Below are 25,531 nucleotides of genomic sequence, written 5' to 3' on the forward strand. Positions count from 1 at the left end.
GTTGGCTTCATCGCGAGCAAGCTTGATCCTACAGAGGGTTTTGCGGTGTTCACAATATATGTGTTCAACGCCAAGACCCTGTGGGAGCGCGGCCTGCCCGCGAAGACTGGCTGACAGGCGCTGAATTCCTTAGCCTTGCCACGCGTCTGTATTCACCAGATTCTGTGGCCGTTCACCCGCCAGCGCCGCCAGCAGATTGTCCACCGCACACGCTGCCATCGCCTCCCGAGTCTCATGGGTCGCCGAGCCGATATGTGGTGTCGCTACCACGTTGTGCATTTGCAGCAATGGCGAGTCAGAGCCAAGCGGTTCACGCTCGAACACATCCAGCCCCGCCGCGCGAATTTGCCCCGCACGCAACGCATCGACCATCGCCGCTTCGTCCACCACTTTGCCTCGAGAGATATTGATGAAAATCGTCTCCGGGCGCATCTGCGCAAATTGTTCTGCGCCGATCAGCCGTTCGGTTTCAGCGGTCAGCGGTAATGTCAGGCAGACAAAATCCGCTTCTTGCAACAACGCCGCCAAGCTGCGGTATTGCGCATCGAACCGCTGTTCCACCGCCGGTTTTGGCGAGTGGCTGTGATAGATGATCGGCATGCCAAACCCGAAATGCCCACGCTGAGCCAAAGCCTCACCGATACGCCCCATGCCGATGATGCCGAGGGTTTTGCCGTGCACGTCGGTGCCGAAGTGCGCCGGGCCGACATTACGCGTCCATTCGCCGACGCGAACTATGTTGGCCAGTTCCACCACCCGCCGGGCTGTCGTCAGGATCAGCGCAAAACCGGTGTCGGCGGTGGTTTCAGTGAGTACGTCCGGCGTGTTGCTGAGCAGGATCCGGCGCTCGGTCAGGTAGTCGATGTCGTAGTTGTCGACGCCTACCGAAACGCTGGCAATCGCTTGCAGATGCGGCGCCAGATCCAGCAGCGCGGCGTCGAGTTTGAGGCTGGCCCCGAGTAACCCGTGAGCACGGGGCAGGGCGTCGTGTAGTTGCGCCAGGCCGGCGGCGTCGAGGCTCTCGATCAGCGTGACCTCGGCCTGCTGCTGCAATCGAGCCATCAGCGGCGGCGAGAGTTTTTTGTACAACACAACGTGCTTTTTCATCGTCGTCATCTCAACTTCAATTCAGGAATGAGTTGCCATCGGCTGTTGCCCAACCGGTTTGGCAACGACCCGGTCACTGGCGCCGGGCTTGAGGAAAATCGTCAGCACCACGGACAGCATCAGCGCGCCGCTCATTAACAGATAGGATGCTCCGGGCGAACCGGTGGAGCTGTTCAAATAGCCGACCAGATACGAACCGCCAAACGAACCGAGTGCGCCCATGCTGTTGATTAGCGCCATCGCGCCCCCCGCAACGTTGGCTGGAAGAATCTCCGGCACAATCGCGAAGAACGGCCCGTAAGGCGCGTACATGCAAGCACCGGCAATCACCAGCAAGGTGTACGACCACCAGAAATGTTCGGCACCGAGGGCGTAGGAACCGTAAAAAGCTATAGAAGCAATCAGCAATGGCGGCCAGACAAAGCGTTTACGTTTCTGCAGTTTGTCCGAGCCCCAAGAGACCAGCAGCATGGCGATCACTGCGGCCAGGTAAGGCAATGCCGAGAGCCAACCCGCTTCAACCATGTCCATCTGCGCGCCAGCCTTGAGGATCGATGGCAACCACAGCACAAAACCATAAACACCGATGCTCCAGCAGAAAAACTGCAGCGCCAGAATAATCACCTTCGGCGAGCGAAACGCTTCGGCGTAGTTCTTTACCGCTTTCATACCAACCTGTTCGGCGGCGAGGGCGCTTTCCAGGTCATGCTTTTCCTCATCGCTCAGCCACTTCGCTTGGGACGGTCGATCATCCGCGAGGCGCCACCAGATGAACGCCCAGAATACCGCCGGCAAACCTTCGATGATGAACATCCAGCGCCAGCTGTAATGCTGCACCAGATAGCCAGACACCACTGACATCCAGAGCATGGTCACCGGGTTGCCGAGGATCAGGAAGGTGTTGGCCCGCGAGCGTTCGGCACGGGTGAACCAGTGGCAGAGGTAGACCAGCATCGCCGGCATGACCGCGGCTTCGACCACGCCGAGCATGAAGCGGATGACGATCAGCCAGTAGGCGCTGGAGACCACCCCGGTCAATGTCGCGAGGCCGCCCCAGAGAATCAGGCTGACGAAAATCAGCTTCTTCACGCTGTGCCTTTGCGCATAGATCGCGCCCGGCACCTGGAAGAAAAAGTAGCCAAGGAAGAACAGCGCGCCGAGCAAAGAAGACATCCCGGGTGTGATCATCAGGTCGTCGGCCATGCCGGAGGCGGCGGCGAACCCGTAGTTGGCGCGATCCAGATACGCCAGGCTGTAGGTGATGAACACGATGGGCATGATGTACCACCAGCGGCGGGCGGCGAGTGTTGCAGTTTTCATGAGGGTGCTCCTGAGCTTGTTGTTTTTGTCGCAGCAGGTACGCGTCGGGTTCAAGCTTTTGCAGTGCTCGTGCTGGCCTCATCGCGAGCAGGCTCGCTCCCACAGGGATTGTCTAAGCTCTGCAGATCCGCTGTAGGACATGGGCTGTGTGAACACCGCAAATCTCCTGTGGGAGCGAGCCTGCTCGCGATGGCGGCCTCGAATTCGACGGACATCTGCGACCGGCTCGGCAACCCCTCCATGTCCCCACGACTCTGCACCGCGCGGCTGCCAATCCAGTTGGCACGCTCCACGGCGTCGGCAAAGCTGAGGTTTTCCAGCAGTGCGCTGATCATCCCTACCGCAAAACCATCACCGGCACCTACAGTGTCCACTACCTTTTCCACCGCTACGGCGGCCACAAAACCAGCGTGCAGATGAGTCCGGTAATAAGCACCGTGCGGGCCGAGCTTGATCGCCACGGCCTCAGCGCCCTTGTCCAGATAAAACGCGGCGATGTCAGCGGGGTCGTCCAAACCGGTGAGCAGTTGTCCTTCGCTCAACCCTGGCAACACCCAGTGGGCGAGGGCCGCAAGCCGGTTTATCTCGGTGATCATTTGCTGCGTACTGGCCCACAGGTTCGGGCGCAGGTTGGGGTCGAAAGACACGCTGCGCCCGGCCTCACGCATGCGCGTCATCAATTCAAAAGACATTTCCCGAGCCGTCGCAGACAGCGCCGGTGGAATGCCGGTGGCGTGCAAATGCCGAGCCTTGAGCAGCTCGGGCATGATCGACTGCGCTGACAAATGGCTCGCCGCCGACCCGCGGCGGAAATATTCAACCAGCGGATCGCTGCCATCGTCGGCGCGGGATTTCATCTGGAAACCAGTCGGGTGTGTCGGGTCGATGGCGACATAGCTGCAATCCACGCCTTCCTTTTGCAGCGTATCGATCACAAAACGGCCGAGAGAATCATCACCGACCCGACTCAACCACGTCACGTTGAAACCCAACCGCGAGAGGCCGATCGCGACGTTGCTGTCCGCTCCGGCAATGCGCTTGTGGAAGTGGTCGACGTGGGCCAGGTCGCCGTTGTAGTCAGCAACGAACATCGCCATGGTTTCGCCGAACGAGAGGATATCGATCTCAGGCATCAGCACTCTCCAGTCGGGTTTGGCCAAGGCGGGCGAGGGTGGCGACATGCTCAGTCGTGAGTTGTACAAGGTCGTCGCCCTGCAGCGGATACTCAGCTGCACGCATCACGCCCTGAGGCATGTGGCGCAGCAGTTGTTCCCACTCATGCAGATCGCTCACAGCGGGCGGTGTGGCGACCAGTTTGCCGTCGGCGCGGCGCTGAACGGCTTTACAGTGCACGTAGCCGACGTGACGACCCAACAGGCGCGCGGCGCTGGCGGCCGGTTGGTCCTGCCAGTGCCAGTTGCCGATGTCGAAGGTCATTTTGATCGGCAAACCGTGCTGCTCGACTTCGGCGAAAAAGCGCTGGAACGGTTCGATGCGACCGCCGTGCAAGGTCTGGTCGTTTTCCACCAGCAGTTGCACCGGGCTTTTGCTGAGTACCTGGCTCAAGGTTTGAAGGTCGCTGTTATCCGTGAAGTACCCGAGCGAGACCTTAAGCCATCTGGACCCGAAAGCCTCGGCGCGTTGCAGTGCGTTGATCAGTTCGGGATTGGGTCTGGTTTGACCGGCCAGCCACAGCTCCAGCGGCGACGAAAACACGCTTTGCAGATTCTGGCCCTCGGTGGCTTTCGCGAGCTGAGCGGGATCTTCGACCGTCAGCAATTCTTCGCGCCATTCGATGCGGGTGGCGCCGGCGCTCGCCAGCGTTTCGATGAACGAGCCTTGGCCGCGTTGGCGGACAAGGTCGGCGCCGTAGCTCGACAGGCTGATGGAGACAGGTGGTTTTTTCATTTGTTATCGACCTCTGAAACCGGTTTCATTTTTGTTCAAAAAAATAGATTCGTGTGTTTCGCGGGCCATCACATTCACCGGAGATTCCCAAGGGTCGAACCCCTGACAACCAACCGCGCCGCAAAATCCAGAGTCCGCACCGGCCCGTCATCCCCGCGCAAGCGCTTAAGCAAACACTCAAACGCACGCGCGCCGATCTCGGCTGTCGGCTGCGCCAGTGCGGTGATGCCACTGCCCACCAACGGGTACCAATCCAGGTCATCCAGAGCGATCAGCCCGACATCGTCAAACAGCTTGCACCCCAGCTCGCGCAGGGCATGAGTGCTGGCCAGCGCCGCGATACCGTTCGCGCAGAACAGTGCTTTCTGACCAGGGCCGGGAGATTTTAGAAACGTATTGAGGTTCGCGGTCAGTTCGCTGCCGGTCTCGACGATGGCGCCGCGCAGGGTAGAACGCTGCGCGATTTGCTGATTAAAACTGCTGACCCGCTCGATGCGTGAACTCGTGCCGTCGAAGGGCTCAGTCACCAGCATCACATCGCGATAGCCACGTTCTTCGAGGTGGTCGAGTGCGATGGCGATGGCCGCCGGGTTGTCCAGCCCGACCATGTCACTGTCGAACTGCTCGACCTTGCGGTCCACCAGCACCAAGGGCATCTCCCGTTGCAGTTCCTGCAATTCATCGCGATGGTGCCCGAGGGTGTTCACGATCAGCCCTTCGATATTGTATGAGCGCAGCAGGGCGAGGTGCTGGCGCTCCTGTTCGTCATCACGGTCGGTGTTGCACACCACCAGGCTGTAACCGTGCTGACGGCAGGCGGTTTCCACCCCGTGCATCACGGCGATCGAATAGGGATTGCGGATGTCAGCGACCAGCATGCCGATCAGGCGGGTTCTGCCACGTTTCAGACCACGAGCCATCTGGTTGGGGCGGTAGCCGAGTTCGGCAATCGACTGCTCGATGCGCAAGGCAATCGCGTCGGACAACAGGGCTCTATCATCGCCGATGAATCTCGACACGCTGGCCTTGGAGACCTTGGCGTGTTCGGCCACGTCAAGCATGGTCACGCGGCTGCGCTGGGCGGCGGAGAAATCGTTCACAGGCTGAAACCTTCTTATTGGATTTATAAGGTTTGGTGCGTTGCACTGAAACCGGTTTCAGAAGACACCAGAAACGTACCTTGCGTCAACCCTCAGGTGAAATTGCAAACGCCTCAAGCCGACGGATGGCTCTCATATTCCCACGGTCGACCACGCCGAAATCAGCAGCAACAGCGCCATGCACCGGTTGAAGCGTCGCATCGCCTTGGGCGAACGCAGCCACCGCGCCGACCCGGCGCCCAGCAGCGCCCATCCACCCAGGCACGGCAGGGAGATCAGAAAAAACGCCACTGACAAAATCAACACATGGTTGAAACGCTGCTCACCGCTACTTGCAAATACACTGACCACGGCCAGCGCCATCATCCAGGTTTTCGGGTTGATCAGTTGCAGGCTGGCGGCCCCCACCAATCCCAGCCGTGCCTGCGTGTCACCGGGGGCGAGCGCTTCAGCTGGCGCAGTGAAAATCTGCCATGCCAGGTAACTCAGCCACAGCACGCCAATCCACTGCATTGTCGTCTGCAGCATCGGCGAGGATGTCAGTGTCGAACCGGCGCCGGCACCCACCAGCAGCACCAGTATCGCTGCACTGGCACAGGCACCAAAAATAATTGGCAGGGTGGCAGTCAAGCCGTAGCGAGCGCTATTGCTCAACACCAGAACGTTGGTCGGGCCGGGCGTGATCGAGGCTACGAAGGCGAACAGCGCGAAGGGCAGTAACGTCGGTAAGCTGGATGACATGGTGGGCAACTCCAGAGAAGATCGCTTATCTTCGCTGTCCCGCTGTCACGCGTCTGGAAGATTTGAGCAGCGCCTGCGATACAGCGCCGGCGTCAAGCCGTAGGCCCGCACGAACCAGCGGCCCAGATGGCTCTGATCGGCAAAACCCAGAGCCATCGCCACTGCTGCTGGCTGTTCACCACGAGCCAACTGGCGACGTGCCTTGGCCAGGCGCAATTGCACCAGATAAGCGTGGGGCGCGATGCCAAAAGCAGCCTTGAACGCCCGAGTCAGCCGATAGCGGTCGACGCCGGTCGCAACGCTCAGATGATCCAGCCCGATGTCTTCCTGGAAGTGCGCATGCAAAAACGCGCGGGCCTGTTGCGCCACGCGTGGCAGACGCGGGTCTTCGCCGTATCGAGCGCGCCAATGTACGTGGGCAGTCAGGCGCTCGAGCAAGCCATCCAGGGCGGTCTGGCGCACAATTTTCAGTTCGCCGCGGTGCAGTGTCTGAAACGCCTGGTGGGTGGCATGGGCCAGACGCACGTCGCTGGTCAGTGTGTGGGCAAAACTCAGTTGAGTGTTGTCGGGTGCGCTGTCGAATACAGCGCTCAGTTCGCGCTGCAACCACTGTGGATCGAAGTACAACATTCGGTAAGTGAAGCCATCTTCCGTCGGCGCTTCCCCATCGTGGATCTCGCCTGGCTCAAGCAGGAACACTTCGCCCGGTGTGCTCTGGTGTTTGGCCCGACGACAATTGAATTGCTGAACCCCTTGCTCGGTGACACCCACCAGAAAACTGTCATGCCAGTGCGGGTCGTAAGCGTGACCTTCGAAATGCGCGCGCAACGTCTCAATGCCGGTGTCGGCGTCCTGGGCGAGTTCGATCCAGTTATGAGTCGTCATGGTGCACCTGTGGGACGGAGATCCGGGACAGTTAACGCTGGTAGCCAGCGCCTGCCTAGAACATTTGTGCAGGCGTCAGTTGAACAGCCCGGCAGCGATATTGATCGAGAACCCGAGAATCGCGGTGTTGAAGAGAAATCCGATCAGCGATTGCGCCAGCACAATCTTGCGCAGATCCCGGGTAGCCACCCCGACATCGGAGGTTTGCACGGCTGCGCTGATGGTGAACGAAAAATACAGAAAGTCCCAATAGTTGGGCGTTTGCAGGCCCTCGGCGAAACGCAACGCTGGGTCTTTGCCACCCCACGTGTAAAAAAGACGGGCGTAATGCACGCTGAAGATCACCCCGATCAGAAGCCACGAGCCGATCACGGTGAAGGCGGTAAATCCGTAATGCAGCAGTTTGCTGGTGCTTTCCAGGTCTTTGCTGCCCGCCAGTTCGAAGGTGATGGTCGCCAGGCTGGCGATCGCCGCGAAGCACACCACGAACAGCACCAGCCCGGCGTTTTCATCCTCGACCTCGGCGATCCGTTTAACGTCCGGCGCCTTGGCTCGTGCGCTGAGCCAGAACATCAACAGCAGGTAGGTCCATACGCCGGCATTCCAGCCGAAGAGGATTTTGCTGATGATTGAATCGGTTGGGGTAAGAATCCCCACCGCGACACCGAGTGTGGCGGCAGCGGACAGGCGAGGGTGGGTGCGGGCGAGGTGGGGCATGGGGACTCACTATGGCGGCGGGTCTGTGCACCATAGCGCACGCCACTGGGCTTTGCGTAGCGGCTGTGTATGAGCTGTGTAGGAGCTGTCGAGTGAAACGAGGCTGCGATCTTTTGAACTTGGGGTCGCAGAAGCAAGATCAAAAGATCGCAGCCTCGTTTCACTCGTCAGCTCCTACGGAGGGGATTTATCCCATACCGATGGGTCAGGGCTGTGTGTGGCGCTTACGCACCAGTTTCATCACCACCACAAAAAACACCGGCACAAACACCACGGCCAAGGTCGCCGTGATCATCCCGCCGATCACCCCGGTGCCGATGGCTTGCTGACTTGCCGAACTCGCGCCCGTTGCAATCGCCAGCGGCACGACGCCCAGAATGAACGCCAGAGACGTCATGACAATTGGCCGCAGACGTAAGCGCGCCGCTTGTAACGTGGCGTCGATCAGGTCGTGCCCTTCGTCGTACAGGCTCTTGGCGAACTCGATGATCAGGATCGCGTTCTTCGCCGACAACCCGATGATGGTGATCAGCCCGACCTTGAAGAACACGTCGTTGGGCATGCCGCGCAAACTCACGGCCAACACCGCACCGAGCACACCCAGCGGCACCACCAGCAACACCGAGGTCGGGATCGACCAACTCTCGTACAGCGCCGCCAGGCACAAAAACACGATCAGCAACGACAAGCCGAGCAGGATCGGTGCCTGACTGCCGGACAAGCGCTCCTGCAAAGACAGCCCGGTCCATTCCTGACCCAGACCTGCCGGCCCCAGTGCGACCAGTCGCTCGATTTCCGCCATGGCTTCACCGGTGCTGTAACCCGGTTTCGGCTCGCCGGAAATGCTGATCGCCGGGTAGCCGTTGTAACGGGTCAGTTGCGCCGGCCCCTGAGTCCATTTCGCCTCAACGAAAGCGGACAGCGGCACCATCTTTCCGGCATCGTTGCGCACGTTGATCTTCAACAGGTCAGCAACCTGACTGCGTTGATCGCCTTCAGCCTGTACCACCACCCGTTGCATCCGTCCCTGATTGGGAAAGTCGTTGATGTAAGCAGACCCGACCGCTGTGGACAGCACATTACCGATGTCGGCGAACGACACACCCAGAGCATTCGCCTGTTTGCGGTCGACTTCCAGCTGCACTTGCGGCGCTTCGGCCAAGGCGCTCTCGCGCACGTTCATCAGGATAGGGCTGTTCTCGGCGGCTTCGAGCAATTCGCTTCGGGCCTTCATCAATGTCGCATGTCCAAGGCCGCCACGGTCTTGCAGGCGAAACTCGAAACCGCTGGAGGTCCCGAGGCCGTCCACCGGTGGCGGCAGGACCGAGAACGCCGCGGCATCCTTGATCTGACTGAAGGCGATATTGGCGCGGTCTGCGATCGAGCTGGCCGAGTCGTCGCTGTCGCGATCTGACCAGTCTTTCAATGTAGTAAAGGCCAATGCCGCGTTCTGCCCGCTGCCGGAGAAGCTGAAACCAAGGATGACCGTGCTGTCACCGACACCGGGTTCGGTCGCGTTGTGCGCCTCGATCTGCTTGACCACCTGCACCGTGCGGTTCTGGCTCGCACCCGGCGGCAGTTGAATGTCGGTGATCGTGTAACCCTGATCCTCCACCGGCAGAAACGAAGACGGCAGGCGACTGAAGCACCAGCCTAGCGCAATCAACAACACGCCATAGATCAGCAGATAGCGACCGCTGCGTTTAAGCGCATAGGCTACCCATCCCGAGTAACGCTCGGTCAGTTGCTCGAAACGCCGGTTGAACCAGCCGAAAAAACCGCCCTTGGCGTGATGCTCACCCTTGGCAATCGGCTTGAGCAAGGTTGCGCACAGCGCCGGGGTCAGGGTGAGGGCAAGGAACGCCGAGAACAGAATCGACGTTGCCATCGACAACGAGAACTGGCGGTAGATCACGCCGACCGAGCCCTGCATGAATGCCATCGGGATAAACACTGCGACCAGCACCAAAGTGATGCCGATGATCGCCCCGGTGATCTGCTTCATGGCCTTGCGCGTCGCTTCCTTGGGCGAGAGGCCTTCGGTGACCATGATCCGTTCGACGTTTTCCACCACCACAATGGCGTCGTCCACCAGAATGCCGATCGCCAGCACCATGCCGAACATGGTCAGCACATTCACCGAGAAGCCCAGAGCCAGCATGGTAGCGAAGGTGCCCATCAAAGCGACTGGCACGACCAGCGTTGGAATCAGCGTGTAGCGGATGTTTTGCAAAAACAGAAACATCACCGCGAATACCAGCACCATGGCCTCGAGCAGGGTGTAAACCACCTTGGTGATCGAGACTTTGACGAAGGGTGAGGTGTCGTAAGGGATCTTGTATTCGACGTTGGCCGGGAAATAGCGCGCCAGATCATCCATCTTTGCCCGCACAAGCGTAGCTGTGCTCAGGGCATTGGCGCCCGGTGACAGTTGCACGCCGACGGCGGTTGAAGGCTTACCGTTCAGACGTGTGCCGAACTGATAATCCTGACTGCCGATTTCGACCCGCGCCACGTCGCCAATGCGCACGGTGGAGCCGTCGGGGTAGGCCTTAAGCACGATGTCGGCAAATTCTTCCGGGGTCGATAGCTGCCCTTTGACCAGGATGGTCGCGGTGATTTCCTGAGTACTGCGCGTCGGTAGATCGCCGATGCTGCCCGCCGAAACCTGCGCGTTCTGGGCGACGATGGCGGCATTCACGTCGGCCGGGGTCAGGTTGAAACCGAGCAGCTTCTGCGGATCGATCCAGATGCGCATGGCCCGCTCGGCGCCGTACAACTGCGCCTTGCCGACGCCGTCCAGACGCTTGATCTCGTTCATCACGTTGCGCGCCAGATAATCACTGAGCGCGACGTCGTCGAGTTTGCCGTCACTGGAGGTCAGCGTGATCAGCAACAGAAAACCGGCGGAGACTTTTTCCACCTGCAAACCTTGCTGGTTCACTGCTTGCGGCAGCCGTGACTCAACCACTTTCAAGCGGTTCTGCACATCGACCTGGGCCATTTCCGGGTTGGTGCCCGGCTGAAACGTCGCCTTGATCGTCGCGCTGCCAAGGCTGCTCTGGGATTCGAAATACAGCAGATGATCGGCGCCGTTGAGCTCTTCCTCGATCAGGCTGACCACGCTCTCATCCACGGTCTGCGCCGATGCACCGGGATACACGGCATAGATTTCGATCTGCGGCGGCGCAACGTCGGGGTACTGCGCCACCGGCAACTGCGGAATGGCCAGCGCGCCGGCCAGCAGGATGAACAGGGCAACCACCCAGGCGAACACCGGGCGGTCGATAAAGAACTGCGGCATAAAAAGCGTCCTGCTTACTGACCAGAAGCCTGGGCAAGTGGAAGAGGGGTGTCGTCGATCTGCACTTTCTCGCCGGGCTTGGCGTGTTGCAGGCCTTCGGTGACGATGCGGTCGCCGGGCTTCAGCCCACCGGTGACGATCCAGCGATCGTTCTGCACGGCGCCCAGTTCAACGGGCTGCAGGCCGACGCGTTGATCTGCATCCAGCAGCAGCACTTGCGCGATGCCGGCGCTGTCCCGCTGGATGGCTCGTTGCGGCACGCTGATGCCGTGCTGATCGACCGCTTGCTCCAGCCGCACACGCACGAAACTGCCCGGCAGCAGGTCAAGGTCAGGGTTGGGAAATTCGCTACGCAGGATGATCTGGCCAGTGCCGGGATCGACCGTGATGTCGGTAAACAGCAGCTTGCCCGGCAGCGGATAGAGACTGCCATCGTCCTGTATCAGCGTGGCCTTGGCTTCACCCCGACCGACTTCCTTCAACTGGCCGGAACGGAACGCGCGGCGCAGGTCGTTGAGTTCACGGGTGGATTGAGTGAGGTCGGCGTGAATCGGGTCGAGCTGCTGAATCAGCGCCAGTGGCGTGGTTTCGTTTTGCCCGACCAGCGCCCCTTCGGTCACCAGTGCACGCCCGATGCGTCCGGCAATCGGCGCGGTGACGGTGGCATAGCCGAGGTTGAGTTTCGCCCGGTCGACGGCGGCCTTGTTGGCGGCGACTTCAGCGGCCGTTTGCCGAACGGCGGCACGGGCGTTGTCGTAATCCTGACCGCTGATGGCGTTGCCTTCGACCAGTTGTGCGTACCGCTGCTCTTGCAAGCGCGCCTGAAAGGCATTGGCCTCGGCTTTGCGCAGGTCCGCTTCGGCGCTGTCGAGGTCCGCTTTGAACGGCGCCGGGTCGATGCGGAACAATACTTCGCCTTTTTTCACGTCGCTGCCTTCACGGAAGACACGCTGCAATACCACGCCCGCCACCCGCGCCCGCACTTCGGCAATACGCGGCGCGGCAATGCGCCCGCTCAATTCACTGCTGATCGACAGCGGGCGGGCCGACAAGGTTTCGATGCGCACGCTGACCAACGGCGCCGCTTCCTCGGCGGTCGTTGCCTTGTCACACGCGCCCAGCGTCAACGCCAATGCAATCAGGCTGAGCCTGGCGAGCAGATTCTTCGACATGAATTACCCCAATAATGATCCCCGGCATCCTACGGGGAGGCGACGAGAGTAGCGGTGAAGCTTTGTAGTTGCTGTGTGAAATTGTGTAAGGGTTTTACGCAGGAAGGCAGGAGGGCGTATATCCTTCAGGTCGTGAAATTTTTGCGCCTGTGCGGCCGCTTTCGCGAGCAAGCCCGCTCCCACATTTGATCTCCGGTGTGTCAACTATTGCCGGAACATCGCCAATCCATGTGGGAGCGGGCTTGCCCGCGAAAGCGGCGGCACAAACGCCACCGCACCTTCTGGAAACACCCCATGCCCAACATCCTCCTGGTCGAAGACGACTCCGCGCTCTCCGAGCTGATTGCCAGTTATCTGGAGCGCAACGGCTATAGCGTCAGCGTGATCAGCCGTGGCGATCAGGTGCGCGAGCGAGCGCGGGCCAATCCTCCGGACCTGGTGATCCTCGACCTGATGCTGCCGGGGCTGGACGGTCTGCAAGTGTGCCGCTTGCTGCGCGCCGATTCGGCAGCGCTGCCAATCCTGATGCTCACCGCCCGCGACGACAGCCACGATCAGGTGCTGGGGCTGGAAATGGGCGCCGATGACTACGTCAGCAAACCGTGCGAACCGCGGGTTTTGCTGGCCAGGGTGCGCACTTTGCTGCGTCGCAGCAGCCTCAGCGAACCGCAGAGCGCCAACGACCGCATTCTGATGGGCAACCTGTGCATCGACCTGTCCGAGCGCACCGTGACCTGGCGCCAGCAACCGGTCGAACTGTCCAGTGGCGAATACAACTTGCTGGTGGTGTTGGCCCGGCACGCGGGTGAGGTGCTCAGCCGCGACCAGATTCTGCAACGCCTGCGCGGCATTGAATTCAACGGCACCGACCGCTCGGTGGACGTGGCGATTTCCAAGCTGCGACGCAAGTTCGACGACCACGCCGGTGAAGCGCGCAAGATCAAAACGGTGTGGGGCAAAGGGTATTTGTTCAGCCGCTCTGAATGGGAATGCTGAGCCCATGTTCAGACTGCTGTTTCGCCTGTACCTGGTGACGATCGTTTCCTATAGCGCCGCGATTTACCTGGTGCCCGAGGTGGTGATCAAACTCTTCCATGAGCGTTTTGTTACCTACAACCTCGACTATTCGCGAGGGCTGCAAACGCTCATCGTCAAGCAGTTCCACGCGGTGCCGCAGGCGCAGTGGCCGGCGCTGGCAGCGCAAATGGACAAAGAATTTCAGCCCCTGCACATCGTTCTGGCAGGTACTGACGACGAGCAATTCACCCCGGTGGAACAGCAGCGTTTGCGCCGCGGCGAAAATGTGGTGCGAATCGGAGACTGGGGCTGGCGGACGCTGGCGGTCACGCCGTTGAACGAGCAGACCGTGGTGCAAATGGTGGTTCCACCGGACCCGATGGATGTGGACCTGTTGTACTGGAGCATCAATGTGCTGATCGGCGCCACGTTGCTCGCCTGTCTGTTGCTGTGGTTGCGCCCGCACTGGCGTGATCTGGAAAAGCTCAAAGGCACTGCAGAGCGCTTCGGCAAAGGTCACTTAAGCGAGCGAACGCAGATCTCTGCGCATTCCAACATTGGCAGTCTGGCGCATGTGTTCGACACCATGGCCAGCGACATCGAACACCTGCTCAACCAGCAGCGCGACCTGCTGAATGCGGTTTCCCACGAACTGCGCACACCGCTGACCCGTCTGGATTTCGGCTTGGCTCTGGCACTGTCGGACGATTTGCCGGCCACAAGTCGCGAACGTCTGCAGGGGCTGGTGGCGCATATCCGCGAACTCGACGAGCTGGTGCTCGAATTGCTGTCGTACAGCCGTTTGCAAAATCCGGCGTGGGTGCCTGAACAGGTCGAGGTTTCGCTGGACGAATTTGTCGACAGCATTCTTGGCAGCGTTGACGAGGAGCTGAGTTCGCCGGACATCGTGATCGATGTGTTGTTGAACGGTCAGCTTGCGCGCTTCAGCCTCGACCCACGTCTGACGGCGCGGGCGATCCAGAACCTGCTGCGCAACGCGATGCGCTATTGCGAAACTCGCATCCAGATCAGCGTGCAAGTCAGCGGGAAGGGGTGCGAGATCTGGGTCGATGACGACGGGATCGGCATACCGGAGGATGAGCGTGAGCGCATCTTCGAGCCGTTTTATCGGCTGGATCGCAGCCGTGATCGCGCCACGGGCGGATTCGGCCTGGGCCTCGCCATCAGCCGCCGCGCCCTCGAAGCGCAAAACGGAACACTGACCGTCGAACCGTCTCCCTTGGGGGGCGCACGCTTCCGTCTGTGGCTTCCCACCCCCGCCTGACGTTTCTGAATACCGACCTCCGCCCGACGCAAATCCCCGTAGCAGCTGCCGAGCACCGCGAGGCTGCGTCGGCCGCGCGGCAGTTCCAAAAGTTGAGCTCCCCCATAAACCGGGCCAGTCACAAATTTCAGACGCAGCCTCGCGCTGCTCGGCAGCTGCTACAACGGCAGTGGCGGGCCTATATCGTGCGAGACAGGTGCGAGACCAGACTGCTGTTTTGCATCAGGCAGCGCTGGGATTTACTGTCCCAGACCTGGCCTTTCGGGCAATTGGCTTTTTCCGGCTCTTCTTTCTGTTTGTCGCTGGTAGCGAGCGCCATAGAGCTTGAAAGTGCGACGGCCAGCAGAAGTGGCGTGCCGAATATAGCGAAACGAATGTTCATGACGGATGCTCCACGCAGTGTTGCATTACAGTCGAATCATGCCCCGACTGCGCTGATGCACAATCCGGGGTGATCACTGTTGGGACATCGCCATGGTCAGGAAGGTCGAACGGATGTGAACAGTCCGGTCGAATCGGAGGCGGCGGCCATTCGTTGAGCCCTTATCAGCCCAACAGCCGAACCGGCGCCCCGGCCGCCCAAGCCTGGATATCCTCAATCATCGGCGAATAAAACTGCTGATAATTCTGCCGGCTGACATAGCCGACATGCGGCGTGGCCAGCACATTCTCCAGCGTTCTGAAAGGGTGTTGAGCCGGCAAGGGCTCCTGCTCGAACACGTCGAGCGCCGCGCCGGCCAGTTGCTTCTTCTGCAACGCCTTGATCAACGCTGCTTCATCGACAATCGGCCCGCGCGCGGTGTTGACCAGCAGCGCTGCAGGTTTCATCCAGGCCAACGCCTGCGCATCGACCAACCCCCGGCTGCGCTCGCTGAGCACCAGATGCACCGACAGTACGTCGGCCTGTTCAAACAGCTCCTGCTTGCTGACATAAGTCACGCCGGCGGCGGCAGCCCGCTCTGCGGTTAGGTTCTCGCTCCAGGCGATCACGCGCATGCCGAACACCTGACCGAACTGCGCCACGCGCTGGCCGATGCTGCCCAGACCGAGAATCGCCAGTGTCTTGCCATGCAGGTCGCCGCCCAGGCCTTGTTGCCACTCACCCGCGCGCAGGGCGTTGGCTTCGGCAACGAGGTTGCGTGTGGCGGCCATGATCAGCGCCCAGGTCAGCTCCGGCGCGGCATGTTTGTAGCTGTCGGTGCCGCTGACCTGAATACCCAGTGCAGCAGCGGCCTTCAGGTCCAGCGCCGCGTTACGCATACCGCCGGTGACCAGCAATTTCAGCTTTGGCAATTGACGCAGCAGGTCTTCATCGAACCGCGTGCGCTCGCGCATCACGCAGATCACTTCAAACTCGCGCAAACGCCCGACGAGGGTGGCGTTGTCGGCAGGGTATTCGTGGAGGAAATGCACCTCGCCGACGTCGCTTAACGCCGACCAGTCTACGACGTCCCGCGCTACATTCTGCCAATCATCAATCACAGCAATCTGCACCGTCATGGGCCTGGCCTCATCAACTCAATTTACCGGATTGGTTTTGTTCAGCCAGTCGAGCAAAGCGGCGTGGAATTTCGCCGGTTCTTCCATCTGCGGCGCGTGGCCCATGCCGGGGAATTCGATCAGCGTCGATTGCGGAATCAGCTTGGCCACTTGCTTGCCGAGCACTTCGTAATGGCCGATTTTCGCCTTCACTTCCGGCGGCGCGATGTCCTTGCCGATGGCGGTGGTGTCGGACGTGCCGATCAGCAACAGCGTCGGGACTTTCAGGTCCTTGAACTCGTAGTACACCGGTTGAGTGAAGATCATGTCGTAGATCAGCGCCGAGTTCCAGGCGACCTGCGTCTTGCCGGGGCCCTTGCTCAAACCGGCGAGCATGTCCACCCAGCGATCGAATTCGGGTTTCCAGCGGCCGTCGTAATAGGTGTTGCGCTCATAGTCGCGAATGCCTTGGGCGGTGACTTTCAGTTCGCGTTCATACCATTGATCCACGGTGCGATACGGTACGCCGAGGGCTTTCCAGTCTTCCAGGCCAATGGGGTTGACCATGGCCAGTTGTTCGACCTGATCGGGAAATTGCAGCGCATAGCGGGTGGCGAGCATGCCGCCGGTGGAGTGTCCGAGCAGGCTGGCTTTCTGGATGCCGAGGGCTTTGAGCAGTTGCTGGGTGTTGGTCGCCAGTTGCTGGAAACTGTACTGATAATGCGCCGGTTTGCTCGAGGTGCAGAAACCGATCTGGTCCGGCGCGATGACGCGGTAACCGGCGTCGCTCAGGGCCTTGATCGAGGTGTCCCAGGTGGCACCGCAAAAATTCTTGCCGTGCATCAACACGACGCTGCGCCCGTTCGCCTTGCCGTTGGCGGCGACGTCCATGTAGCCCATCTGCAGGGATTGGCCTTGCGATTCGAAGGCGAAATGCTTGACCGTGTACGGATACTCGAAACCTTGCAGCTCCGGTCCGTATTCCGGACCTTCAGCTGCCAGGGCGGGCAGGGCGGCGGTCAGGAGCAGACCGGGTAACCAACGGGAAAGTGTCAAGGACATAGAGAAACTCCGTAGGAAATCCGCCGATCGTGGATCGGCATGATTAGGGCGACATTAAACACAGGCAATCGAGCGGGCAGATCGTTCATCCCAACCAGCCCATCGTGATGAGCGTCAGCACGCCGTAGCGGGCGCCTTTGGCAACGGTAACGATCAGCAGGAAGCGGCCAAGCGGCTCGCGCATCACGCCAGCGATCAGGGTCAGCGGATCGCCGATGATGGGCAGCCAGCTGAGCAGCAACGACCAGTGACCGTAGCGCTGATACTGAACGCGGGCCCTGTCGAGGTTGGCGGGGCTGACCGGAAACCAGCGCCGCTCGCGGAAACGCTCGACACGCCGGCCGAGCCACCAGTTGACCAGCGAGCCGAGGACATTGCCCAGCGTCGCTACCGTCAACAGCAACCACAGCCAGTATTGGTCGCTGAGCAACAGTCCCACCAGCAACGCTTCGGACTGCAGAGGCAACAGCGTCGCTGCGCCGAATGCCGCGAAGAACAGCCCGATGTAGGCACCGAAGATCAATGGGCAGGGTAGTCCGCCACGACCACATCAGTGCCGTCTTTTTTCAGACCGATCACCTGGTAGGCGTCGCTCATGCCATCCATTTCCATGCCCGGCGAGCCCATCGGCATGCCGGGCGCGGCAACGCCCAGCAGATCGTCGCGTTTGCCCAGCGCCAGGACCTGCTCGGCCGGCACGTGTCCTTCGACAAATTTACCGTTGATCAAACCGGTGTGACAGGAGCCCAGACGGGGAGGCACGCCGTGCTGTTTCTTGAATTCGCTCATGTTGCTTTCGACGTGATCGGCGACCTTGAAGCCGTTGGCTTCCAGGTGACTGATCCATTTTTTGCAGCAGCCGCAGTTGGCGTCGCGGTGGACTTCAATCGGGATGAGGTCGGCCGCCTGGGCGAGGGAGGAAACAAACAGGGCGCTCAGGGCGGCCAGACGCAGGTGATTTCGCATGGGGGATCTCGTCTCGGTGTGCGGGCAAAAATGCATTCTGAACATTTTAGCCAACCATGAGCCAAGAGAGTGTTTCAGAGTGTGAGGATCCCAATCCCTGTAGCAGCTGCCGAAGGCTGCTACAGGGTTGCAGGTTCACTCAACTAACTTTAAAGCGGCCCATGATCGCACTCACGCGGCTGTTGGCTTCCAGCAATTGCCGGGTATTGAGTTCACTCGCCTCACCGCTTTTCACCAGTTCATCCACCATGTGGCGGATCTGCACCATGCTGCGGTTGATCTCTTCGGTCACCGCGCTTTGCTGTTCGGCGGCGGTCGCGATCTGTGTGCTGAGGCTGTTGATATGGCTGACGGAACCCGCCATTTCGTCCAGTCCGGTGTTTACCCTCGAAGTCGCGTCGGCGGCGGATTGGCAACTGACCTGAGTGTTTTCCATGGCGTTGACCGATGAGCTGACACCTTGGGTCAGGCGCGCCAGCATTTCATTGATTTCCGAGGTGCTCGCCTGGGTGCGGGCGGCCAGTGCACGGACTTCATCGGCGACCACTGCAAAACCACGACCTTGTTCACCGGCTCGCGCCGCTTCGATGGCCGCGTTGAGCGCCAGCAGGTTGGTCTGGCCAGCGATTGCGCCAATTACACCGAGAATTTCGGTGATGCGCTGAGCGTCCTGCTGCATGCTTTCGACTTTGCGCGTCGCGCTCGCCACTTCATCGATCAACGCCACTACGCTGCTGGACGCTTCACCAACCACCACCCGCGAGCGATCGGCGTTTTCGTTGGCGCGCTGTGTGAACGCTGCGGTTTCGGCAGCATTCTGCGCAACACTTTCGGCGGTCGAACTCATCTCCGTAATCGCAGTAACGGTCTGATCAGTTTCTGAGGCGTGGCGGATCAGAATCTGACTGGTGTGGGCGGATGAGCGCTGCAGGTTGTCCAGGCCGGATGCCATGGCCCCGGTGGCCTGGGTGACTTCACCGATCATGCTCTGCAAGTAGGCGATGAATGCATTGATCGAGTGACCGATGGCGCCGAGTTCATCTTCAGCACGAATGGTAATGCGTTTGGTCAAGTCAGCGTCGCCAGCGGACAGGGCGTCGATGTTGGCCTTGAGGGCTTTCATGCGCTGGATCAGCTTACGGATGGCGTAAACCTGCAACAGCAGCAGCAGAATCACCATCGGGATTTGCAACATGCTCAGAGTGTTGAGGACATCGTCACGCTGAGCAGTGATCAAACGCGTCGGCAGGGCAGTGGCAAGGAACCACGGCGAGCCCTCGATGGGGCGCATGAAGAAGGTGCTGGCTTCGCCGTTGTTATCGAACTCGGCCCGCTGGGCCTGATCCCTGCCTTGCAAGCCCGCTTTCACCTGATTGGCGAACGGTGAGGTTCCGGCCAGTTCATTGATGTTCTTCAACACGATCGGCCCGCTGATGCGCGAGCTGTTGCTGATTATCTTGCCGTCGGCTTCGACGATCAGCATTTCTGCGCCGAGGTCTTTTTCCTTGCGCGCCACCAGTTCGTTGAAAAAACCGAGGGTCACGTCGATTGTCGATACGCCCCAGGCGCTACCGTTCTTTGTAATTGCCATGGCGCAGTTGGTGCGCGGTTCGGCACTCGCGTCATCTTTGTATGCCGCTGCCCAGGCACATTGGCCGCGCGGGGTTTGCATGCCGCCCTTGTACCAGGTCTGGTCGTAGTAATTGGGAGCGGCGTCGCTGTTCCAGAACGTATTCACCGCCAGCTTGCCGGAGCCATCGCGGTGCCAGAAGGTGCTGAACTTGTTGCGCCCGGCTTCACGCTGCCCCGGCAACGGCCAAATGCCGCCGCCGAAAACTTTCAACTCGCCGTACTGATCAACCAAGCCTGGCAGCACCGTGTCGATAGCGGCGCTGTCGAGCAATGGGATGGTTTGGGTAATGCTGCGTTGCTGGGCCTGAACTTTGTTCAGTTCGCCTTGAATCTGCTCGGCGACCTCGGCGATTCGGTTAAGCGCTACTTGCTCTTCGGTCTGGCGCAGCTTGGGCGCGACCAGTTGGCTGATGCCCACTACGGTCAACACGGACAGTAACAGCATGAAAAGGACCAGAAACAGCGTGTAGCGAGCCTGAATGGTTCGGAATGCGGGCATGAAGTCGGGTCCTTTTGGTGCAGCAGTCTTGTTTGACGGGATCGTGCAAGTCACTTGGCTATCGGCCCGGCAGCGCCCAGCTTGAGGTACAAGCGTGCAAGTTGAGCGGTCAGTGACGGGCGGTGAAGCAGATGCTGATGCTTTCGTCGATTGCTTAACTATCCAAAACGTCCAAAGCTATGCGTTGAATGAAATCAATTAGAAGAAAAGTCTGTAGTCCATTTACTTCAAAAGCATGCAGCAAATGTACGAAAACTGTAAGCGCCTGAAATTTTAATGGCATGGGTTAATACTTGTCCCGATACTTCTGCGCCTGTCTTCTTGTTTCATACAATTCAATGATTGCCTTACAAGGAATTAGGCCATGACGATTGGATATACCGGCGCCTGGACCTCCAAAGCCGGATTGCTCGTGAAAGCTACCGGCAGCAGCGCCAAGCCCGTTTCCCACAGCTTCAAAGTCAAGCAAATGCTGGCCCTGGTCGGCAACGACCCCAACGCGCTCGATATCGCGAAGATGGACAAGCTGAAGATTCACAAGCAAATAAAAGGCTTTAACCCGGAAAACGTTTCGGCCAGGTCACTTGGCAACCTGACTGCCTTCCTTAAAGCGCAAGGTCTGATTGGCGATGTAACAGCTGTGACATTGAGTAATGCCGGTGACAAGTTCGACCGCTTCGGCGTGCCGCAAGATTCTGAAGCGCCGTTTAATGCGCTTGAATACTTTGCCACGCAACTGGACACCATTCAGAACAATAACTTGAAAGGTAACAAGTATGCCAACTACTTGATCCCTGAATACAAGAAGGCTATCTACGTACTGCAGAACCTGGCCAACTACGGCAAGGGCAACGGCACCTCGGTCCCTACCGACCAGAACCTTTCGGCCAGAGCGTGAAGCCGGGGTGTTGATCCGGTGTGAAGTCAGGAATTGAGCGGCGATAACGCGGCAGGGAAGCCAAATCGCTTCATCGGCGCTAACATGAGCGCCGATCCGCAGGCCCGTCGGTCGAATCCGGCGAGGCCCGGCCGGCAACTGACTACACACCGCAACCCCAGCTTCAGGAAATGGCAATGACCCAGTCGCAACGTTTGAAGTACTCGATTCTGATTTCCCTGGTGGTACTGGGAATCATGTTTGGCTTGTCGTATCTGCAGAACACCGGCGTGATCAGCGAGAAGCTGTTTCAGTACATTGCCATTGGCGTGGCGGTGATCGTGGTGGTGATCAATGGCGTGATGCGCCGCAAGGTCAAACCCTGAACGACGCCTTCACGCGCGATTATTCGCCGTGCAGCACAGCGGCAGCTTGCGGGTGCAGGCTGTAGCTTTTATCCGCGTTCAACGTGATCACCCCTTCGCTGCACAAGCGTTTCAAAACCTCGCGCACACTGAGAAACGACAGCGGAATGTCGAGGTCCAGCAGGTGACTGTGCACACCGCGCACGCCCAGGCTGCGTTCGCCGTCGGCCGCAGTGAGCAGGGCGTCGATGACCTTGAGGCGGATTAGGCTGGTACGCAGGCCGAAGCTCTTGAGCAGCACGCGAATCCGCTCGTTGCCGCGACGCTCGGTGGTGTGATTGAACAGGTTTGAGCCCATGGATGTTCCCACTGGCGCCTTGCTACCGTCCGTTGGCAGTTGCGAGTTGTACATGCAAAAACTCCTTCTCAGAGCCTGAACCGGAAAATGTGATGGGTGCTCTTACTCAATAAGACGTACGAGAAAGCCAAATCATGAAGACCCGCATGTAGAAAATTTGTCTCCATCGCGTCGCAACGCCTCAAAGCCCCGCAAAAATGCGCTTCTGCGCGGTAAATTTTTATTGCCACAATCGTTTCTGAATAAGGCTCATTGCGTGTCGACGCGCAGGGTGTGACCTTAGATTTTCGATCAGGAGCGAGCGTGATTATTTCCAGGCAATTAACGAGGCTGAGCCTTGCAGGTGTCATGCTGGGCTTGAGTCTTGCGGCCAGTGCACGCAGCCAGCCGGAGCAAGTGACGGTGGACATCCGGCGCACTACGTTCGGTGTGCCGCATATACGCGCCGAGAACGAACGTGGCCTCGGTTACGGGATTGGCTATGCCTACGCGCAGGACAATCTGTGTTTGCTGGCCAACGAAATCACCACGGTCAATGGTGAACGCTCGCGGTATTTCGGGCCTGATCAGCTGACGGTCGAGGAGCGCCCCAATCAAGTCAGTGACCTGTTTTTCACCTGGCTGAACACGCCTGAAGCGGTCGATGCTTTCTGGAAAGCGCAGACGGCCGAGGTTCGCGACCTGATTGGCGGCTACGCAGCCGGTTACAACCGAGCATTGTCAGAACGCCGGGCTCAAGGTTTGCCGCAACAATGCCAGGGCGAATGGGTCCGCGATATCACCGCGCTCGACATGGTCAAGCTGACCCGTCGTCTGCTGGTCGAAGGCGGAGTCGGGCAGTTCGCCGAAGCGCTCGCCGGTGCCACGCCACCCAACGCGGCCACTGCGTCGCTTCGTGATGCGGCGGCGTTTCAGGTCGCCGATTCGCGTCTGCAACGCTTTGCCCTGGAGCGTGGCAGCAACGCGGTCGCGGTGGGCAGTGAGCGCTCGTTCAACGGTCGCGGCATGCTGCTGGCTAATCCGCATTTTCCGTGGGTCGGCGGCATGCGGTTCTATCAAATGCACCTGACCATTCCGGGCAAGCTGGATGTGATGGGCGCTGCGTTGCCCGGTTTGCCGATGATCAATATCGGTTTCAACCAACACCTGGCCTGGACCCACACCGTCGATTCGTCCAAGCATTTCACCTTGTACCGTCTGCAACTCGATCCCAAGGATCCGACCCGTTTCATGCTCGATGGCAAGTCCACGCCCATGACGCAGCAGACCGTGACGATCAAGGTGAACCAGGCGGATGGCCAGGTCAAAGCGGTTTCCCGAGTGATCTACAGTTCGCCGTTCGGTCCGGTGGTGCAGTGGCCCGGGAAACTCGACTGGGACAAGCAGTTTGCGTACAGCCTGCGCGACGCCAATCTGGACAACGACCGTGTGCTGCAGCAGTGGTACGCCATGAACCGCGCCGCCAGCCTTGCCGAGTTGCAAGCCTCGGTTCACAAGATTCAGGGCATCCCGTGGGTCAACACACTCGCTACCGACGATCGAGGTCAGACGCTGTACATGAACCTGTCGGTGGTGCCCAACGTCAGTGCCGACAAACTGGCCAGCTGCAGTGATCCGCGCGCGGGGCTGAGCATGATCGTGCTCGACGGTTCCAACAGCGGCTGCGCTTGGGACAACGACCCCGCAGCAGCCCAAACCGGTATCTACGGGGCCGATAAATTGCCGCAACTGAACCGTCGGGATTTTGTTCAGCATTCCAACGATTCGGCGTGGATGGCCAACCCGTCGCAACCGCTGACGGGTTTTTCGCCTTTGATCAGCCAGGAGGGTCAGCCACTGGGGTTGCGTTCGAGGTTTGCGCTTGACCGTCTGGCGACGTTGAACAAGGCCGGCAAGGTCTCAACGAAGGATCTGGAAAGCATGGTGATGGACGATCAGGTCTATCAGGCGGCGCTGGTGATGCCCGACTTGCTCACCTTGTGCGCGCGTCTCGACGCTGATGCGCCAACCCTGGCGCCGGTGTGTGCCAGCCTCAAATCATGGGACCGCGGTGCGAATCTGGACAGCGGTCTGGGTCTGCTGCATTTCCAGAATGTCATGCACGCATTAGAGGAATTACCTGATGTGTGGCAAGTCGCGTTCGATCCGAAAGATCCGCAGCACACACCGCGTGGCCTGGCAATAGACCGATCAGAGGTGGCCAAGGCAATCCGCGATGCAATGCTGGGCTCTGTGGAAATGCTCAACAGAGCGGGAGTCGATGCGGCGACGCAATGGGGCGATATACAGGTGGTCAGCAGTGGCAACCAGCAGACACCGATACACGGCGGGCCGGGCACGCTGGGGGTGTATAACGCCATCCAGAGCGTGCCGAGGTCTGACGGCAAGCGCGAAGTTGTCAGTGGCACTAGCTACCTGCAGGTAGTGACCTTCGATGACAAAGGTCCGCAGGCGCGCGGGCTGCTGGCGATGTCGTTGTCCAGCGACCCGGTCTCGAAACACGCCAGTGATCAAACGCTGGCCTTCTCGAAAAAACAGTTGAGCGTGTTGCCGTTCACCGAACAGCAGATCACCGCAGACCCTCAGTACCAGGTGTTGACGATTCGCGAGCAGGACGAAAAGGCCGGGAAGGTGGCCAGACAGTAAAAGTTTGAGGCAAAAAAGAAGGCCGCACCCGTAAGGGTCGCGGCCTTCAGCTTTTTGGCGGTTGCTGCGGAATGGAATTAAGCACCGGATTGCCGTGCTTGTTTCGAGTCACGTACACCGGCAGGACCTTGGGCAGGGAGCCCAACAGGCTGTCCAGCTCCTTGATGTTGTAGATGCCGCCGAGACGAATCGCACCGGTACCGCTGTCGGCGAGCATCACCGGTTTGCCCAGATAACGATTGATCAACGGCAAGGCTTCGGACAGCGCCAGATTGTCGAGCACCAGTTTGCCGTGACGCCAGGCAAGGGAGTTGTCGCCGACGTTTGTCTGGCTGATGCGAGGCGTGTAGTCGCCTCGTTTATAGCGCGCCTGCATTGACGGGCTCAGACGCAGACCATCGCCCGGCAGGTCATCGTTGCTGCTGACCAGTACCGAACCTTCAATCAGGTTTACGCGCACCTGATCTTCATACATCCAGACATTGAATTGGGTGCCAGTCACTCGAATCCGGCCATCCGCAGCCTTGACGATGAACGGGTGTGTGGCGTCGTGGCTGACCCTGAAGAACGCTTCGCCTTTCTCCAGGGTCAGCCGGCGCTGATCCTTGTAATTGCTGAACGTCATTTGCGTGCCAAGATTCAGCTCGACCTGACTGCCATCGCTCAGGGTGACCTGACGCACCGCATTGGTCGCTTCGAAACGCTCCCAGGAATTGGGCAACAGCCCGAAGTTCCACCCGGTAAAGGCCGCCAATGGCAATGCCACCGCGCAGATGGCGGCGGCGATGCCCAAAGTGCGCCAGGGTGTGGCCGGTTTGCTGCGAGCGGCGGGCGCAACCTGGGCCAGTCCTGGTAAATCCCCCGCAACATTCCAGATTTCGAGCATGGCCTCGTACTCGATCGCATGCAGCGGATCGGCATTGAACCAGTGCTCGAATGCCTGCCGTTCCTGCGCAGTGCAGTCGCCGGCGTGCAGACGCATGCACCAGTGCGCTGCGGCATCGGTGATGGCGTCATGTTGGGCTTGCGAGAGAGAAGTGTCGGTCATTGACTCATCCTGATTTCCCGCATTCTAACCCTGAGACGAATGC

General features: G+C 59.7%; 23 protein-coding genes. 5 read left to right on the plus strand and 18 right to left on the minus strand.

Features of this window, described 5'->3' with window-relative positions; genetic code table 11:
• Window positions 1–129: 129 nt before the first annotated feature.
• The 10 genes from ACYZTS_RS18815 to ACYZTS_RS18860 all read right to left on the minus strand — a co-directional run bounded on the left by ACYZTS_RS18815 (window position 130) and on the right by ACYZTS_RS18860 (window position 12,254).
• Complete coding sequence (locus ACYZTS_RS18815; RefSeq protein ID WP_461991161.1) at window positions 130–1,107, minus strand: NAD(P)-dependent oxidoreductase; 978 nt, start codon at window positions 1,105–1,107, stop codon at window positions 130–132.
• Between the two features lie 21 nt (window positions 1,108–1,128).
• Window positions 1,129–2,427, minus strand: coding sequence for an MFS transporter (locus ACYZTS_RS18820; protein ID WP_461991163.1), 1,299 nt, complete (start codon window positions 2,425–2,427; stop codon window positions 1,129–1,131).
• Between the two features lie 50 nt (window positions 2,428–2,477).
• Window positions 2,478–3,560, minus strand: a complete 1,083-nt coding sequence (locus ACYZTS_RS18825) for a sugar kinase (protein WP_461991165.1) — start codon at window positions 3,558–3,560, stop codon at window positions 2,478–2,480.
• A complete protein-coding gene (locus tag ACYZTS_RS18830; protein WP_461991167.1) occupies window positions 3,553–4,335 on the minus strand; it encodes a sugar phosphate isomerase/epimerase family protein in 783 nt (260 codons plus the stop codon). The genes ACYZTS_RS18825 and ACYZTS_RS18830 overlap by 8 nt, the downstream gene beginning before the upstream one ends.
• 74 nt (window positions 4,336–4,409) lie before the next feature.
• Window positions 4,410–5,435: a LacI family DNA-binding transcriptional regulator gene (locus ACYZTS_RS18835; protein ID WP_461991169.1), complete on the minus strand. Its 1,026-nt coding sequence runs from the start codon at window positions 5,433–5,435 to the stop codon at window positions 4,410–4,412.
• 132 nt (window positions 5,436–5,567) lie between these two features.
• Window positions 5,568–6,176, minus strand: coding sequence for a LysE family translocator (locus ACYZTS_RS18840; protein ID WP_461991171.1), 609 nt, complete (start codon window positions 6,174–6,176; stop codon window positions 5,568–5,570).
• A gap of 45 nt (window positions 6,177–6,221) precedes the next feature.
• Window positions 6,222–7,061, minus strand: a complete 840-nt coding sequence (locus ACYZTS_RS18845) for an AraC family ligand binding domain-containing protein (RefSeq protein ID WP_461991173.1) — start codon at window positions 7,059–7,061, stop codon at window positions 6,222–6,224.
• A gap of 75 nt (window positions 7,062–7,136) precedes the next feature.
• Window positions 7,137–7,778, minus strand: coding sequence for a DUF1345 domain-containing protein (locus tag ACYZTS_RS18850; protein ID WP_461991175.1), 642 nt, complete (start codon window positions 7,776–7,778; stop codon window positions 7,137–7,139).
• 205 nt (window positions 7,779–7,983) lie between these two features.
• A complete protein-coding gene (locus ACYZTS_RS18855; protein ID WP_461991177.1) occupies window positions 7,984–11,082 on the minus strand; it encodes a multidrug efflux RND transporter permease subunit in 3,099 nt (1,032 codons plus the stop codon).
• Between the two features lie 14 nt (window positions 11,083–11,096).
• Entirely contained in the window at window positions 11,097–12,254 is a 1,158-nt protein-coding gene (locus ACYZTS_RS18860; protein WP_461991179.1) for an efflux RND transporter periplasmic adaptor subunit, read from the minus strand.
• A 294-nt stretch (window positions 12,255–12,548) separates the two neighbouring features.
• Between ACYZTS_RS18860 and ACYZTS_RS18865 the strand changes: the two genes are divergently transcribed.
• A complete protein-coding gene (locus tag ACYZTS_RS18865) occupies window positions 12,549–13,250 on the plus strand; it encodes a response regulator (RefSeq protein WP_028620066.1) in 702 nt (233 codons plus the stop codon).
• 4 nt (window positions 13,251–13,254) lie between these two features.
• Window positions 13,255–14,556 (plus strand): ATP-binding protein, encoded by a 1,302-nt coding sequence (locus ACYZTS_RS18870; RefSeq protein ID WP_461991181.1) that lies wholly within the window; start codon window positions 13,255–13,257, stop codon window positions 14,554–14,556.
• A 178-nt stretch (window positions 14,557–14,734) separates the two neighbouring features.
• Here the strand turns inward: ACYZTS_RS18870 and ACYZTS_RS18875 are convergent, their stop codons facing one another.
• The 6 genes from ACYZTS_RS18875 to ACYZTS_RS18900 all read right to left on the minus strand — a co-directional run bounded on the left by ACYZTS_RS18875 (window position 14,735) and on the right by ACYZTS_RS18900 (window position 20,194).
• Entirely contained in the window at window positions 14,735–14,938 is a 204-nt protein-coding gene (locus tag ACYZTS_RS18875; protein WP_236645560.1) for a hypothetical protein, read from the minus strand.
• Window positions 14,939–15,102: 164 nt separating this feature from the next.
• Complete coding sequence (locus tag ACYZTS_RS18880; protein ID WP_461991184.1) at window positions 15,103–16,056, minus strand: D-2-hydroxyacid dehydrogenase family protein; 954 nt, start codon at window positions 16,054–16,056, stop codon at window positions 15,103–15,105.
• Between the two features lie 18 nt (window positions 16,057–16,074).
• Complete coding sequence (locus ACYZTS_RS18885) at window positions 16,075–17,097, minus strand: alpha/beta fold hydrolase (protein WP_461991186.1); 1,023 nt, start codon at window positions 17,095–17,097, stop codon at window positions 16,075–16,077.
• Between the two features lie 85 nt (window positions 17,098–17,182).
• On the minus strand, window positions 17,183–17,617 hold the full coding sequence (locus ACYZTS_RS18890) for a YqaA family protein (protein WP_028620070.1): 435 nt from the start codon (window positions 17,615–17,617) through the stop codon (window positions 17,183–17,185).
• Window positions 17,617–18,063, minus strand: a complete 447-nt coding sequence (locus tag ACYZTS_RS18895) for a DUF411 domain-containing protein (RefSeq protein WP_028620071.1) — start codon at window positions 18,061–18,063, stop codon at window positions 17,617–17,619. Before ACYZTS_RS18895 ends, ACYZTS_RS18890 begins: the two co-directional genes overlap by 1 nt.
• Window positions 18,064–18,202: 139 nt before the next feature.
• On the minus strand, window positions 18,203–20,194 hold the full coding sequence (locus ACYZTS_RS18900) for a methyl-accepting chemotaxis protein (RefSeq protein ID WP_461991188.1): 1,992 nt from the start codon (window positions 20,192–20,194) through the stop codon (window positions 18,203–18,205).
• 364 nt (window positions 20,195–20,558) lie between these two features.
• Here ACYZTS_RS18900 and ACYZTS_RS18905 point away from each other — a divergent pair, with 364 nt between their 5' ends.
• Both ACYZTS_RS18905 and ACYZTS_RS18910 read left to right on the plus strand, forming a co-directional pair.
• The gene (locus ACYZTS_RS18905; protein ID WP_461991190.1) at window positions 20,559–21,092 is read left to right on the plus strand and encodes a hypothetical protein; all 534 of its coding nucleotides are present in this window, start codon (window positions 20,559–20,561) and stop codon (window positions 21,090–21,092) included.
• Window positions 21,093–21,268: 176 nt separating this feature from the next.
• Window positions 21,269–21,457, plus strand: coding sequence for a hypothetical protein (locus ACYZTS_RS18910; RefSeq protein WP_028620074.1), 189 nt, complete (start codon window positions 21,269–21,271; stop codon window positions 21,455–21,457).
• 19 nt (window positions 21,458–21,476) lie between these two features.
• Here the strand turns inward: ACYZTS_RS18910 and ACYZTS_RS18915 are convergent, their stop codons facing one another.
• Entirely contained in the window at window positions 21,477–21,848 is a 372-nt protein-coding gene (locus ACYZTS_RS18915; protein WP_028620075.1) for a fe2+ zn2+ uptake regulation protein, read from the minus strand.
• 249 nt (window positions 21,849–22,097) lie between these two features.
• On the opposite strand from ACYZTS_RS18915, the gene pvdQ reads away from it, so the two are divergent.
• Window positions 22,098–24,440 (plus strand): bifunctional acylase PvdQ, encoded by a 2,343-nt coding sequence (pvdQ, locus tag ACYZTS_RS18920; RefSeq protein WP_461991192.1) that lies wholly within the window; start codon window positions 22,098–22,100, stop codon window positions 24,438–24,440.
• 46 nt (window positions 24,441–24,486) lie between these two features.
• On the opposite strand, the gene ACYZTS_RS18925 is transcribed toward pvdQ, so the two are convergent.
• On the minus strand, window positions 24,487–25,488 hold the full coding sequence (locus tag ACYZTS_RS18925) for a FecR family protein (RefSeq protein ID WP_461991194.1): 1,002 nt from the start codon (window positions 25,486–25,488) through the stop codon (window positions 24,487–24,489).
• Between the last annotated feature and the right edge of the window lie 43 nt (window positions 25,489–25,531).

This window comes from Pseudomonas sp. TMB3-21, from assembly GCF_054898145.1.

Coding starts and splice junctions, on each gene's coding strand:
- ACYZTS_RS18885 (WP_461991186.1), bottom strand. CDS start 17,097: ATGTCCTTGACACTTTCCCGTTGGTTACCCGGTCTGCTCCTGACCGCC.
- ACYZTS_RS18820 (WP_461991163.1), bottom strand. CDS start 2,427: ATGAAAACTGCAACACTCGCCGCCCGCCGCTGGTGGTACATCATGCCC.
- ACYZTS_RS18855 (WP_461991177.1), bottom strand. CDS start 11,082: ATGCCGCAGTTCTTTATCGACCGCCCGGTGTTCGCCTGGGTGGTTGCC.
- ACYZTS_RS18845 (WP_461991173.1), bottom strand. CDS start 7,061: ATGACGACTCATAACTGGATCGAACTCGCCCAGGACGCCGACACCGGC.
- ACYZTS_RS18860 (WP_461991179.1), bottom strand. CDS start 12,254: ATGTCGAAGAATCTGCTCGCCAGGCTCAGCCTGATTGCATTGGCGTTG.
- ACYZTS_RS18905 (WP_461991190.1), top strand. CDS start 20,559: ATGACGATTGGATATACCGGCGCCTGGACCTCCAAAGCCGGATTGCTC.
- ACYZTS_RS18840 (WP_461991171.1), bottom strand. CDS start 6,176: ATGTCATCCAGCTTACCGACGTTACTGCCCTTCGCGCTGTTCGCCTTC.
- ACYZTS_RS18870 (WP_461991181.1), top strand. CDS start 13,255: ATGTTCAGACTGCTGTTTCGCCTGTACCTGGTGACGATCGTTTCCTAT.
- ACYZTS_RS18910 (WP_028620074.1), top strand. CDS start 21,269: ATGACCCAGTCGCAACGTTTGAAGTACTCGATTCTGATTTCCCTGGTG.
- ACYZTS_RS18875 (WP_236645560.1), bottom strand. CDS start 14,938: ATGAACATTCGTTTCGCTATATTCGGCACGCCACTTCTGCTGGCCGTC.
- ACYZTS_RS18850 (WP_461991175.1), bottom strand. CDS start 7,778: ATGCCCCACCTCGCCCGCACCCACCCTCGCCTGTCCGCTGCCGCCACA.
- ACYZTS_RS18880 (WP_461991184.1), bottom strand. CDS start 16,056: ATGACGGTGCAGATTGCTGTGATTGATGATTGGCAGAATGTAGCGCGG.
- ACYZTS_RS18895 (WP_028620071.1), bottom strand. CDS start 18,063: ATGCGAAATCACCTGCGTCTGGCCGCCCTGAGCGCCCTGTTTGTTTCC.
- ACYZTS_RS18865 (WP_028620066.1), top strand. CDS start 12,549: ATGCCCAACATCCTCCTGGTCGAAGACGACTCCGCGCTCTCCGAGCTG.
- ACYZTS_RS18830 (WP_461991167.1), bottom strand. CDS start 4,335: ATGAAAAAACCACCTGTCTCCATCAGCCTGTCGAGCTACGGCGCCGAC.
- ACYZTS_RS18915 (WP_028620075.1), bottom strand. CDS start 21,848: ATGTACAACTCGCAACTGCCAACGGACGGTAGCAAGGCGCCAGTGGGA.
- ACYZTS_RS18900 (WP_461991188.1), bottom strand. CDS start 20,194: ATGCCCGCATTCCGAACCATTCAGGCTCGCTACACGCTGTTTCTGGTC.
- ACYZTS_RS18925 (WP_461991194.1), bottom strand. CDS start 25,488: ATGACCGACACTTCTCTCTCGCAAGCCCAACATGACGCCATCACCGAT.
- ACYZTS_RS18825 (WP_461991165.1), bottom strand. CDS start 3,560: ATGCCTGAGATCGATATCCTCTCGTTCGGCGAAACCATGGCGATGTTC.
- ACYZTS_RS18815 (WP_461991161.1), bottom strand. CDS start 1,107: ATGAAAAAGCACGTTGTGTTGTACAAAAAACTCTCGCCGCCGCTGATG.